Genomic DNA, 13210 nt, shown 5'->3' with positions numbered 1-13210 from the left:
CAAGAGGTGGTTTGATTGTTTAATTTTAAGTACCATATTACTTCTCTAGTAGCTGTTTTCCTTGCTTTAGGCATTGGAGTGCTAGTGGGCAGTGCACTTGACGGTGAAGGTGTAATGCTAGAGCAGCAAAAAGTACTAATTGACAGGCTGGAAGAAGATTTTTATAAGATTAGAGAAGAAAACAGGGCTTATCAAGCAGAAATACAAAACATGAGTTCGATGCTAGATCTCTATAATAACTTTGCTGAGGAAGTACTACCATCAATTGTTGAGGGGAAGATTGAGGGTATTAACCTGGCAATTATCAAAACAAATGAAAGAGATTTGCCTAGTGGTTTGATGACTGCTTTAAAACTATCTGGCGCTAACTTAAATCTCATTACCACCGTGCAGACATTAGAAGAGCTAGAAAAGAGAAGTGGCTTCCTGGAAAGTAGAGCTGAGGAGTTAGATTTGGTTATACTTTTGAGAGGGGAAGAGTATTATGGTGATGCCTCACCTGAGATTGAAGCAAGGTTAACAAGTATTTATAGGGATGTTTCCGTACCGGTTGTGGGAGCAACATGGGGAAATGATATTGCTTGGACTGTTGAACGAGGTAAAAATATAGATTTGAAAAGTGTTACTGGCAATGTAGAAACGCCAATGGGAATGACAACACTAATATCTGAAATAGCAAGCCTTGCCAAGGAAAGTAAAAGTGATTGACACCGTTATATAATGTTGCTATAATGTTGACGTATGCGAGAGTGCTGGAATCGGCAGACAGGCACGTTTGAGGGACGTGTGTCAAATGACGTACGGGTTCAAGTCCCGTCTCTCGCACCATAAACGCAATGATAGTAAGGGTTTCAGAGATTTCTCTGGAGTCCTTTTTTTGTTGATTATTTATTATTGCATGAACTCTCATTGGCTTTCTAACCTTAGATCATATAGCTTTTGCAAATTACCAATAAACAGAAGGAGTGTTAATAAATGTGTCGAAGAGCTAAATTAGGGTAATATGTGTGGTAGAAAGGATGATTAACATGGATTTAAACGAGCGGATAAAAGAATTGGCACTTCAGAACGGTGTTACTTATTTTGGCGTTGCGGATTTATCAAAAGCGAAGCAAGCCATTCTTAGTCAAGGTGGTTTGGAAATTGCGAGTTTTCCCTATTCTATTTCTTTAGGTATCCCTTTAACTAATCATATTGTTGATCAATTACCAAGAAGGTCTGAACGATCTGTAGCACTTAACTATAGTCACCATGGTACTGATGTTATTAATCAACGGTTAGACATAGTGGCATCAGTAGTAAGTGGCTTTATACAGCAACAGGGGCATACTGTACTTCCTATTCCAGCATCAAAACGAATTGATGATGAACGAATTTGTGCTGCTTTTTCCCATAAGATGGGGGCAAGTCTATCAGGACTGGGGTGGATAGGTAAGAGTTGCTTATTAATTACGCCGGATAGTGGACCTCGAGTAAGGTGGGCATCAATTTTGACAGATGCTCCAATAGAACCAACAGGACAACTCATGGAAGAGCAATGTGGGGATTGTTCAGCTTGCGTAGATATATGCCCAATGAAAACATTTACTGGTAAACCATTTCACGAAGAAGAGCCTCGAGAAGTAAGATATGACGCGAAAAAGTGTGATAAATATTTTGAAAAAATGAAGGCAAAAGGTCAGATAGACGTTTGTGGAATGTGTTTATATGTTTGCCCATATGGGAGGAAATAATTATAATTGTGTAGAAAACATTATTCCCTATATGGTGTGATATAGTTAAGATTAAAATATTGAGCAAAGAAGGCTGGTATAGTGAAATGGTTAAAAGTACAATTGGAATAATATCTGATACACATGGTGTAGCTTAGCAAATTAATGTAGGGAAATTGTCCTGATATTTTCACATTAAAATAGGTGGCATTATAAAGTAATCCTACTGCAAAGTGTAAAAACATTTTCACTTTACAGTAGGATTTTTTATTGTAAAATATTTTGCATAGGAGAGTGATCTTGTATGCAGATAATATTTACAGTAGTAGACGGTCTAGAGGAATACATCAGAAAAGGGAAAGAGTACCCTTTTCCTGTGCCACCAGTTAGAAGGTGCCATAACAGTAGCTGTAATAGGGTTGTACAGCTCAAGAAGCATGGTTTCTATCAAAGGCATTCTGTTACTAGTATTTACAAAGACAAAATCTTCATCAGGAGGTATATCTGCCCTCTCTGTGGGCATACTTTATCCTACTTACCTAGCTTCTGTCTACCAAGGTTTATTCATAGCTTGAAGGATATTTTGCTTTACACTTTACTCTTTGCAATCAATTATAGCATTAAAAAAAGCAGATTTTAAGACTTAGCAGCAAAAAATTCTTCCAACACTTCATTTTCCTAGGCTTTGGCTAAATTAATTGGTAATATTATCTTGTAGCCTGACCGGTCACGGCTTCCTAGTTTAATTAAAAGGGAGGCCACACAAATGCTTGAGATGTTAATAAAGGATGGGGTGATAGATCCTGGCAAGGTATCTCTGGCTACTTTATACAGATACCTAAAGGCAGAGCACTTAAAGAACCCTTCAGCTTCAGGTGAAGAAGAAAAGGAAATGAAGCGATTTTCCCATGAGTATATCAATTAGTGCTAGTCTAGGGTGTAGCTTGATTCACTCTAAGCCCCATGAGCCTAATGGTCGCGGTAAAATAGAGAGATTCTTCTTAACAGTAAGAAAAAGGTTTTTAAGCACATTAGATTTCGATAGCGTAAAAGATATTGATGCCTTAAACAAGCAATTTTTTAAATGGCTAGATGAGGATTATCTCAAAAAGCCCCATAGCTCCCTTAATGGCTTAAGTCCCCTAGATTTGTTTATGAGCCAAGTAGATAGAATTAATGTATGTAGTGATCCTAAAGAACTTACTGAAAAGTTCTTGCTTAGAAAAAGAAGAAAGATCAGTCATGATGGGACATTTACAATTGACAAAACCCTTTATGAAACTAAAGCCAAATTTGCTGGTATGAATATGGAGATAAGATATGAGCCCACATGGCTTGAGACACCTTTTATGCCAGTATATATATATTCTGATGATAAAAAAGTGGGTGAAGCAATACAGGTTAATTTTCACGATAATGCTCATATGAAACGAAAGGGTAGACCTCCTTCTAATTCTGCTGACAAGGATTTTGACATTACCACGGTTTCCTTAGACGATACACCCACAGAGCAGACCATATCTTTTACTCAAATAATGGAGGAGGAGAGCTAAATGTTTACTCAATTTTTTGGATTAAAGTACAACCCTTTTGGTAAAGAGTTTGACATTAGTGATACTTATGAGAGCAATGATATTAAAGAATTCAAATCAAGATTTAAATACATCCAGTCATCCCGAGGAATATTTCTGCTAATGGGAGAGCCTGGAACAGGTAAGTCTACTGCTTTGAGAAATGTTACTGCTGGATTAAACCCAGGCCTCTACAAGCCCTGCTATTTCACCTTATCTACTGTCACGGTAATGGATTTTTACCGAGGGCTTTTGATGGCTCTAGGTGAAATTCAGCTAGTCTCTAATGGAATTTTATATGAATAAATTGGATACAAACCATAATTTGTAAGATGAAACACTGATAATCCTACTGTAAATTGAAAATGTCAAATTATTTTTCTGGCTTAATTTGAAAAAATGACTTAAGTATCGTTATTTCTACCTATTTTAATTTGCAAATCTCTCCTAGATTAATTTGAAAATCTACACACATGGACTTCAACATCAGGAATGTCAATTGTGACACATTATAATCGTGATTGACAAAGGACAGAGTCAAAAGTGATACTTTAGAAGAATTTAAATTAAGACAAATCTTATATAGTTTTTTTATAATATAATAAAATATAAGCATGGGAAGAGTTAATCTCTTCCCCTGCTTTTTTGGCACGATACTTGCATATTATAATTAACAATAAATATAAGGAGGAGGAATTGAGAATGGTAATTAAATTAATTCCAGGTACAAGTAAAGAAACCATAGCAATGATAAGTTCAAGCATTGAGGCAAAAGGAATAAAGGTGGAGGTTATTGAAGGGAGTGAGAGAACAATTATGGGTCTAGTTGGAAATACTGCTTTAATTGATGTGGATTCACTTAAGGCATTTCCTGAAGTCGAAAAAGTTATTAAAATAAGCGAACCATTTCGAAAAGCCAACAGATTATGGCATCCTGAAAATTCGGTTATCGATGTAGGAGGCCAGTTGATTGGAGGCAATAAGCTGACAATAATTGCAGGTCCGTGTTCAGTTGAGACTGAATCCCAAATAACAGAAGTTGCTGAAAGAGTCAAGGAATCAGGTGTTGGGTTCCTAAGAGGAGGAGCTTACAAACCCAGGTCATCACCATACGCTTTCCAGGGACTTGAAGAGAAAGGTATAGAATTGTTGATGCATGCAAGAGAAAATACAGGACTTCCAATAGTCAGTGAATTGATGTCCACGGATATGCTGGATAGGTTTGTGGAAGATGTGGATGTGATTCAGATTGGTGCCAGAAATATGCAGAACTACGATTTGTTGAAAGCTGTTGGAAGGACCAGAAAGCCAATACTGTTAAAGAGAGGTCTTTCAGCAACTGTCGAGGAATGGTTGATGTCAGCAGAATACATTATGGCTGGGGGAAACAACAATGTGATACTCTGCGAAAGAGGAATCAGGACTTATGAGACAAGTACAAGAAATACACTGGATTTAAGTGCAATACCGGTAGTTAAAAAACTTAGCCATCTGCCTATAATTGTCGATCCAAGCCATTCAGGTGGAGTATGGTGGATGGTGGAGGCTCTATCGAGGGGAGCCATTGCAGCAGGTGCTGACGGTCTTATGATAGAGGTTCACAATGACCCTATAAATGCCTTGTGTGATGGTGCACAGTCAATGAAACCCAAGAAATTTGATAGATTGATGGGATCACTGAAAGTGATTGCAAATGCAGTGGGAAGGGAATTGTAGGATGTATGAGATGGATCTGTCAGGTTTTAGTGTTACCATAGTTGGAATTGGACTGTTGGGAGGATCATTGGCCATGGCAATTAGGGAGCTAAACCCGGAGAACATATGGGGAGTAGACACTTCCAGTGATGCACTGGATTATGCCACTGATGCCGGGATCATTGACAAGGGATTTGTGGATCCGAAGTTTCCACTGAAAAGATCGGACTTGGTTCTTGTATGTGTATACCCGGAAGCTGTAAATGATTTTCTGTTAAAGCACACAGAGGATTTCAAGGAAAATGCCATAATAACAGATATTGCAGGGGTGAAGACTTCCATAGCGGAGTTTGCAGAAATGTTTCCAAGAGATGATGTGGATATAATCTGTGGACACCCAATGGCTGGAAATGAGCAATGCGGAGTAAGAAGCGCAACGGCTGAAATCTTCAAAGATGCCAGTTACATCCTAACTCCTTTGAAGCGAAACAAGGCAGAGAATCTGGAGTTTATGGAGAAGCTTGTAAGGAATATCGGATTTGAGAGTGTTAAGGTGGCAACACCTTATGAGCATGATAGAATAATCGCCTTAACAAGCCAGATTCCTCATATAATGGCGGTTGCCCTTGTGAATTCAGCTTTTGAAGATGTTGATTTAAGACCTTTTGTAGGTGGAAGCTACAGGGATTCCACCAGGGTGGCAAAGATTAACTCTGAATTGTGGACTCAACTGATAATGGAAAACAGGGAAAATGTATTGGGAGCCATAGACTTGGTTCAAGAAAATTTAAATGAAATGCGAGAAGCAATCTCAGGAGGTGACAGCAGTAAGCTGTCTGAGAATCTACAATGTGCAAGGCAAAGAAGAGAGGGGCTGTTTTAATTGAAAGTGTTGGAGGTCAATATAGAGGGAGGCAGCTATAAAATTAATATTGGAAATGGTATCCTCCCCATGATTGAAGAGGTTCTTAATTGTAATCTTCGGGGGAATAAAGTGGCAGTGATCACAGATTCAAATGTGATGGAGCTTCATGGAAAGAAGTTTGCGGAAGCATTGGAAGGTTCCAAATACCAGATTCATTACTTGATTATGGAACCTGGAGAAAAAAGCAAATCTATGGAAAACTACGAATATATATGTGAACAGTTGCTGGAGCTTGGGTTGGACAGAGAGGACCTGATAATATCCTTTGGAGGAGGCGTTATAGGAGACTTGGGTGGATTTGTTGCATCCACATATTTAAGGGGAATACCTTATATCCAGGTGCCTACAACACTTCTATCACAGGTTGACAGCAGCGTTGGGGGAAAGGTAGCCATTAACCTTCAGGGAGGTAAAAACATCATTGGAAGCTTTTATCATCCAATTGCAGTCATAATGGATACTGGACTTCTAAATACCCTCAGCAATAGGGTTTTCAGGGACGGAATAGGGGAAATCATCAAGTATGGTTGCATCAGCAGTTCCCCATTGTTCCAACAGCTTGAAAGCATACGTGGAAGGGAACAATTTATGGATAGCATTGAGCAGATTGTATACATGTGTTGCAAGATAAAAAGAGATATAGTACAGGAAGATGAAAACGAGAACTACCTCAGAAAAGTACTGAACTTTGGACATACCCTGGGGCATGCTGTGGAGAGACACTATAATTTCAATGAATATTCACATGGAGAAGTAGTGGCTCTAGGAATGTGGGCTATCACCGGAAACACTGAAAAAATGGGGATCACCCAGCCAGGAACATCAGATAGACTTAAGTCATTACTGATAAAATACGGACTGCCTGTTGAGATGGATAAACCCATAAGCGACAAGATCATAAGTCTTGCCGAAAAAGATAAAAAAAGTTCAGGAGAATGCATATACCTGGTAGTTATTAAAGAAATTGGAAATGCAGAAATAATAAAAGTGGGCAAAGAAGAACTAAAAAGCTATTTATCATAGATTGAAAGGAATGGTCAAATGAAGGCGGTAACAATAAAACCATGGAAACTAAAGGGCGTAGTGAATCTACCTCCTTCCAAGAGCATAAGCCACAGAGCCATAATTAGCGCATCACTGTCTGAAGGTACCAGTGTAATAGATAACTTGATTCTTTCAAAGGACATGGAGGCAACCATAAGTGCCATGAGGTTAATGGGTTCCAATATAGAAATTATTAAAAAGGGTGAAAACGATAGAATCAAACTAGTCATTGGGGGTGGATACATAAAAAGGGGTATAACGCACATAGACTGCATTGAGTCAGGTTCGACCCTTAGATTTCTTATTCCTGTATCATTGTTGGACAAGGGGCAGGTTACCTTTCATGGGAGAGGCAAGCTTGTCACAAGGCCCCTGGACTCATACTATGAAATTTTCCACAAGACGGGAATAAAGTATTCCCTTATGGATGGAGGGCTTCCACTTACAATCGATGGACAATTGGAGTCGGGAACTTATGAACTTGATGGAAACATAAGCTCACAGTTTGTTTCAGGTCTTATGTTTTCACTACCTTTGCTATCCGGTGATTCAAAAATTATAATTCGAGGAGACCTTGAATCGAAAGGTTACGTTGACTTGACCTTGGATGTGTTGAAAGGATTTGGAATTAGAATTGCCAACAATGGCTATAAGGAATTCACAATCGAAGGAAACCAAAAATACAAACCCAGCAATATGGAAATTGAGGGGGATTACTCACAGGCAGCATTCTGGTTGGCTGCAGGCGTCCTCGGGGAAGGGGTTGAATCCCAGGGAATCAGAGAAAAGACTTCGCAAGGGGACAGGGCAATAGTGAATATAATAGAAGAAATGGGTGGCAAACTTCACGTGGATGGAGATTCCATCAAAGCATCTCCATCAAGTTTGAATTCCATTAAGGTTGATGTATCACAATGTCCCGACCTGGTTCCCATAATTGCCGTTCTTGGAACATTTTGTGAAGGAGTTCTCGAAATAGGAAATGGATCGAGAGTAAGGATTAAAGAATCAGACAGGCTTAAGGCAATTTCCACTGAATTAAATAAACTTGGAGCTGATATAACCGAGACAGAAGATGGATTGATAGTCAAGGGAGTGAAATCTTTAAGAGGGGGAGAAGTGGACAGCTGGAACGATCATAGGATCGTAATGGCCTTGGCCATAGCTGCAACCAGAGCCTCTGGAGAAGTTACCATCAGGGACAGTGAAGCAATTACAAAATCTTATCCGGGATTTTGGGAAGATTTCAAGATGCTTGGAGGTATAGCAGATGAGTGGCAGTTGGGGTAGAAATATTAGATTGTCAATTTATGGTGAATCCCATGGAGCGGCTGTAGGGATAATTTTGGACGGTGTGAAACCGGGAATTGAGCTGGACATGGATTTTATAGAAAGACAGATGGAAAGAAGAGCTCCGGGCAGAGACTCGATTTCCACCAGCAGAAGAGAACAGGACAAGGTTCAAATACTAAGTGGCATAAAGGATGGTGTGACCACTGGTACTCCCATAAACTGTATGATTAGGAATCAGGACACCAGGTCCGCTGACTACTCAAAACAAAAGATTATTTTCAGGCCTTCCCATTCAGATCATACAGGCTATGTAAAGTATAGGGGATTCAATGACCATAGGGGAGGAGGACACTTTTCAGGGAGAATAACAGCGGGTCTTGTGTTTGCAGGGGCATTTGCAATGCAAATACTGCTTCAGGAGAGCATAGTGATTGGAAGTCATATTCTAAAGCTGCAGAAGACAAATGAGAAGGGCTTCCTTGACTGTAAATTGACTCCTGAAATGCTTAAGGAACTTGGGAGTATGGAAATTCCCGTAATTGACAAGGAAAATGTCAAGAAAATTGAGGATGAGATAATGCTGGCAAAATCTAAAGAAGACTCAGTTGGAGGAATTGTTGAAACTGCTGTTATGGGAATTGAACCTGGAATAGGAGACCCATTTTTCCATTCTGTTGAAAGTGTACTTTCAGGACTTCTCTTTGCAATACCTGCAGTAAAGGCAGTTGAATTTGGGAAAGGATTTCAGTTTGCTGATTATGAGGGATCGCAGATAAACGATGAACCTTATATGTGCGAAGATGACATAAAGTACAGATCCAACAACAATGGGGGCGTACTTGGCGGCATAACCAACGGTATGCCTTTGGTGTTCAAAGTGGGAGTAAAACCCACAGCTTCCATTGGGAAGACCCAAAATTCAGTGGATATGGAAAAAAGGGAAGATGTTGAATTCAGAATAACAGGAAGACATGATCCATGCATAGCAAAGCGGATAATTCCCGTTATTGAATCCGTAACAGCTTTGGCACTGCTGGACATGATAATGGAGGGCAAGAAGTGGGACTAGACAAACTGGAAGACTTAAGAAAAACCATAGATGAAATCGATGAGAAACTGGTGAAGCTCATCGAAGACAGGATGGATGTTGTAGAGAAAGTGGCGAGATACAAGATTGAGAATAAAATGCCTGTATTCGATATAAACAGGGAAGAGGAAGTCATAAGGAAAAAAATTGGGAGGGTAAAAAACAAAGCCTATAACAAGGCAATAGAGGATATTCTCACAAGCATAATGACCTCCAGCAAAAATCGTCAGAGAAAAATCATATACTCGGAAAACCAAGAGGTTGAAAGTATTAAAAAGATTGACCTGAACCAGGGCAAAGTGGGTTATCAGGGGGTTCGTGGATCTTTTGGAGAACAGGCAATGATTAAGTTCTTTGGAGAACGGGAAGATGCAAGGGCCTATGATAGTTTTGGTGACGTGCTTCGTGCGGTTGTTGAAAAGGAAGTTGACTATGGAGTATTGCCTGTTGAAAATTCTTCTACAGGTTCCATCAATGATGTATATGACCTTATTAGAACATATGATGTTCATATAATAGGAGAGGAAGTTTTAAATATCCAACAGAATCTACTTGGTGTGGAAGGGGCAGAAGTTGAGGATATTGAATTCGTGTATTCCCATGAACAGGGATTTTTGCAGTCCAGTGAATTTTTCAAGGAAAATCCACAAATGGAATTGATGCCTTGTAGGAACACCGCTTTGGGTGCCAAGCATGTAATGGAGTCTGGTGATAGGTCAAAGGCAGCTGTGGCAAGCCTTAGGGCGGCTGAGATATATGGACTGAAGATACTGAAATCCAACCTTAATGGAAACAGTAATAATTCAACAAGATTTGCAATAATAGGAGGGGAGCCAAACTATCCACAAGATGCAGATAAGATAAGCATAGTCTTGACTGTTGCCCACGAGGTTGGAGAGCTGCAATCCATACTAAAGATTTTTTCTGATCGCAACTTGAATTTGATGAAAATAGAATCCAGACCATTACAGGAAAGACCATGGGAGTACTTTTTTTACATTGATATTGAAGGTAATTTAGGATATCCAGGGATTATGGATATGATGGACGAGATAAAAAATAGGAGTAATTTTTTCAGAGTTCTTGGCAACTATGTGAAGTGTTCAAGTAGGAGGTGATGTCAGTGAAATATGGATTGATTGGGAAAAGCTTGAAACACAGTGTTTCAAAGACCATCCACATTGAGCTCTTTAAAGTTTTGGGTGTTGAAAGTTTATATGAGCATTATGAACTTCATGAAGATCAGCTGGAAAGCTCCATAAGAAATTTTAAGAATCTAGGGTACAGAGGACTGAACGTAACAATACCATACAAGATAAGGGTCATGGAATTTTTAGACTATATTTCACCGGAAGCTTCTAGTATAGGGTCTGTAAATACAATCAAATTTTCTGATGAGAAAATGGAAGGCTTCAATACAGACTATATAGGTTTTGGAATGGTTCTAGACCATAACGACATTTTGGTCAATGGAAAGGAGTGCATAATTCTTGGAACAGGCGGAGCATCAAAAGCTGTGGTCAAGTACTTGGAAGATAAAGGAGCAGGTAGTATTGTCCTTGTGTCAAGAAATCCAGAAAACAACAATAGCTCTGAAGGATACAAAGTCATTTCCTATAAGGATTTGAAACTGGTCCAGAAAACATATCTAATAGTAAATGCAACACCTTTGGGTATGTACCCAAAGGTTTCAGAAACTCCATTGTCAAGGTCCATAGTAAAGAAAGCTGATGCCATTGTGGATTTAATATATAATCCAGCTGAAACAAAGATACTCAAATATGCTAGGGAAGAAAATAAAATCCATGCCAATGGAGTGCTGATGTTGGTTGGTCAGGCCATTGCAGCTCAGGAAATATGGAATGAGTGCAAGTACGAAGATCATATAGTAAAAGAGATTTTCGGTAAAATAGAGAAGTACATGGGAGGGGACCATGAGAAATAAGAAAGAAAATATTGCCTTGATTGGAATGCCAGGTTCAGGTAAGAGCACTGTTGGTAAAATATTGGCAGATCGCCTGGGCTATGAATTCTATGATACAGATGAGTTAATTGAAAAAACATCTGGAAAGTCCATAGCAGAGATTTTCGAGGAAGGTGAGACGGTGTTTAGATTAATGGAGGCAAGTGTCTGCGAAGAATTGTCAAAGGACTTTGGAAAAGTAATTTCGACAGGAGGAGGGGTGGCGAAATCAAGAGAGAATATGGAGGTGTTAAGACAAGGCTCACTGGTTATATTTCTTGAAAGGGATATAGAAAGCATCGCAAGAGACATTGATTTTTCAATTCGGCCACTGCTTAAAGATGGCATTATCAGCCTTAAGAAGCTACACGAGGAAAGGGTGGATTTGTACAGACAATACTCGCATATAACTGTAGATGCCAACTGTTCAAAAGAGGAGACGGTAAAAAAAATAATAACCATAACTCAGGAGAGAGAATATGAAAATACTTGTGATTAACGGACCGAATATCAATTTGCTAGGCATAAGGGAACCTGATATATACGGGAAACTGACTTATGAAACAATGAATGAAAAGATATCCCAGGAAGCCAAAAAAATAGGTGCAGAAGTGGATTTTATTCAAAGCAACCATGAAGGAGAAATAATAGATGCCCTGCATTCGGCCATGGAAAAATATGAAGGCATTGTCATAAACCCGGCTGCATACACACATTACAGTCTGGCAATTATGGATGCCATTAAAGCAATTGAAGTCCCAGCTGTGGAAGTCCACTTAAGCAATATAAGCACTCGCGAGGAATACAGAAGAAAATCCGTTACGGCAGAAGCTTGTGTAGGGCAGATCAGCGGGATGGGTTATTTCGGATATGTACTTGGCATAATGGCATTGCAACACAAGGGTAAGGGCTAATGGAAAATACATATCCAGCATATTATTGCAAAAAAAGGGTTAAAGAGAAACCAATGCCATGATTTCTTTTTTACCCTTTTTAATGTTTTTGAATATATCTCAAAAACCCAAAATAATCTTGTATAATAGATATGGTAGAATATGCTTATGATAAAAAGGTATCTAATTATGAGGGAAATAAAAATTTTAGTAAGGAATCTTGTTGAATACATGCTCCGCTCCGGGGATATTGATAACCGGTTTCAATCCATGTCAAGAGCCCTTGAAGGAAGAATGCTTCCAAGGATTACTCAAAGGCATAGAGGAGCTAAAGTTTCTTGAAACCTTAGCAGAGGGATCTCATCTAGTGCATAAACTTGGTCAGACCCGCATCTAAGATGAAATGCTCTCCACCGGTTTTGTCGGCGTAAGAAGCCAGAATATCCTTCCATTCTCCTTCTCCCTCACTAGAGATGAAAATATGGAAAGGTAATCAAAGGTGAAAGTGGTGTATCTCTCTCCTCTATTTGTTCATAATAAGCGCTTTTATGTCCTCTGAATAAAGCTTTAAGTAAAGGCATATTCCAAATTTGTAAAATACATAGTTTATTTCTTTTAGGGAAAATTATTATTAGTGACATAACTTGTTAAATAGTTAATAATTTGGAGGTAAAAATGATTGGCAACCTATTTAGAAAACTTAACTTTTGGAAGTTGCTTAACAATAATTCCGAGGATACAGAAGTGCCTTCACATATGGCTGAACAAAAGAAAGTATCAGGCAACATCAATACTAATCGTTCCTTTATGAAAACTATTTTTTCCGATAATTATGATGTGGTCATCAGAGATTTTGTTATTGGGGAGGACCAAAAGGTAAGTGCCTTTATTGTCTTTGTTGACGGCTTAGTTCAGGAAAACCTCATAAATGATAACTCAACTTTCTCAGACTGAAACAGGCAAATATGCCTTGATATAACTCGGCAAACCTGCAATCCATTGTTGTAGTTGACGCTTGATTGCTTTA

16 protein-coding genes and 1 tRNA gene are annotated in these 13210 nt (G+C 39.0%); 16 read left to right on the top strand and 1 reads right to left on the bottom strand.

The annotated features are described in order from the left end of the window. Window positions 1–15: 15 nt before the first annotated feature. The 3 genes from GGQ84_RS11395 (at window position 16) to GGQ84_RS11385 (ending at window position 1733) form a co-directional block, all read left to right on the top strand. Window positions 16–708: a copper transporter gene (locus GGQ84_RS11395; RefSeq protein ID WP_429162741.1), complete on the top strand. Its 693-nt coding sequence runs from the start codon at window positions 16–18 to the stop codon at window positions 706–708. 35 nt (window positions 709–743) lie between these two features. Then, window positions 744–828, top strand: a tRNA-Leu gene (locus tag GGQ84_RS11390). Window positions 829–1019: 191 nt separating this feature from the next. Beyond that, complete coding sequence (locus tag GGQ84_RS11385; RefSeq protein WP_429162739.1) at window positions 1020–1733, top strand: 4Fe-4S double cluster binding domain-containing protein; 714 nt, start codon at window positions 1020–1022, stop codon at window positions 1731–1733. A gap of 313 nt (window positions 1734–2046) precedes the next feature. Here the strand turns inward: GGQ84_RS11385 and GGQ84_RS11380 are convergent, their stop codons facing one another. Further along, complete coding sequence (locus GGQ84_RS11380; RefSeq protein ID WP_429162737.1) at window positions 2047–2235, bottom strand: hypothetical protein; 189 nt, start codon at window positions 2233–2235, stop codon at window positions 2047–2049. 243 nt (window positions 2236–2478) lie between these two features. On the opposite strand from GGQ84_RS11380, the gene GGQ84_RS11375 reads away from it, so the two are divergent. The 13 genes from GGQ84_RS11375 to GGQ84_RS11315 all read left to right on the top strand — a co-directional run bounded on the left by GGQ84_RS11375 (window position 2479) and on the right by GGQ84_RS11315 (window position 13137). After that, on the top strand, window positions 2479–2637 hold the full coding sequence (locus GGQ84_RS11375; protein WP_429162735.1) for a hypothetical protein: 159 nt from the start codon (window positions 2479–2481) through the stop codon (window positions 2635–2637). Beyond that, the gene (locus GGQ84_RS11370; protein WP_429162733.1) at window positions 2621–3265 is read left to right on the top strand and encodes an integrase core domain-containing protein; all 645 of its coding nucleotides are present in this window, start codon (window positions 2621–2623) and stop codon (window positions 3263–3265) included. The genes GGQ84_RS11375 and GGQ84_RS11370 overlap by 17 nt, the downstream gene beginning before the upstream one ends. Further along, entirely contained in the window at window positions 3266–3589 is a 324-nt protein-coding gene (locus GGQ84_RS11365; protein WP_429162731.1) for an AAA family ATPase, read from the top strand. 396 nt (window positions 3590–3985) lie between these two features. Then, window positions 3986–4999 carry a 3-deoxy-7-phosphoheptulonate synthase gene (gene aroF, locus GGQ84_RS11360; RefSeq protein ID WP_429162729.1) on the top strand — a complete coding sequence of 338 codons (1014 nt, stop codon included), beginning with the start codon at window positions 3986–3988 and terminating at the stop codon, window positions 4997–4999. Between the two features lies 1 nt (window position 5000). Beyond that, complete coding sequence (locus tag GGQ84_RS11355; protein ID WP_429162727.1) at window positions 5001–5861, top strand: prephenate dehydrogenase; 861 nt, start codon at window positions 5001–5003, stop codon at window positions 5859–5861. 6 nt (window positions 5862–5867) lie between these two features. Beyond that, window positions 5868–6926: a 3-dehydroquinate synthase gene (gene aroB, locus GGQ84_RS11350; RefSeq protein ID WP_429162770.1), complete on the top strand. Its 1059-nt coding sequence runs from the start codon at window positions 5868–5870 to the stop codon at window positions 6924–6926. A gap of 18 nt (window positions 6927–6944) precedes the next feature. Continuing rightward, window positions 6945–8237, top strand: a complete 1293-nt coding sequence (aroA, locus tag GGQ84_RS11345; protein ID WP_429162725.1) for a 3-phosphoshikimate 1-carboxyvinyltransferase — start codon at window positions 6945–6947, stop codon at window positions 8235–8237. Next, window positions 8218–9309, top strand: a complete 1092-nt coding sequence (gene aroC, locus GGQ84_RS11340) for a chorismate synthase (RefSeq protein WP_429162723.1) — start codon at window positions 8218–8220, stop codon at window positions 9307–9309. Before aroA ends, aroC begins: the two co-directional genes overlap by 20 nt. Beyond that, complete coding sequence (locus GGQ84_RS11335; protein ID WP_429162721.1) at window positions 9300–10445, top strand: chorismate mutase; 1146 nt, start codon at window positions 9300–9302, stop codon at window positions 10443–10445. The genes aroC and GGQ84_RS11335 overlap by 10 nt, the downstream gene beginning before the upstream one ends. Window positions 10446–10450: 5 nt before the next feature. Then, entirely contained in the window at window positions 10451–11272 is an 822-nt protein-coding gene (gene aroE, locus GGQ84_RS11330; protein WP_429162719.1) for a shikimate dehydrogenase, read from the top strand. Beyond that, window positions 11262–11789: a shikimate kinase gene (locus GGQ84_RS11325; protein WP_429162717.1), complete on the top strand. Its 528-nt coding sequence runs from the start codon at window positions 11262–11264 to the stop codon at window positions 11787–11789. Before aroE ends, GGQ84_RS11325 begins: the two co-directional genes overlap by 11 nt. Next, window positions 11770–12204: a type II 3-dehydroquinate dehydratase gene (aroQ, locus tag GGQ84_RS11320; protein WP_429162716.1), complete on the top strand. Its 435-nt coding sequence runs from the start codon at window positions 11770–11772 to the stop codon at window positions 12202–12204. Before GGQ84_RS11325 ends, aroQ begins: the two co-directional genes overlap by 20 nt. A gap of 654 nt (window positions 12205–12858) precedes the next feature. After that, the gene (locus GGQ84_RS11315) at window positions 12859–13137 is read left to right on the top strand and encodes a hypothetical protein (protein WP_429162714.1); all 279 of its coding nucleotides are present in this window, start codon (window positions 12859–12861) and stop codon (window positions 13135–13137) included. The last annotated feature ends 73 nt before the right edge of the window (window positions 13138–13210 follow it).

Source organism: Desulfitispora alkaliphila (assembly GCF_050433185.1).
Classification (GTDB): domain Bacteria; phylum Bacillota; class Desulfitisporia; order Desulfitisporales; family Desulfitisporaceae; genus Desulfitispora; species Desulfitispora alkaliphila.
Note: the sequence above shows the minus strand (reverse complement) of the source record. Positions and strands in the feature narration are given on the sequence as shown.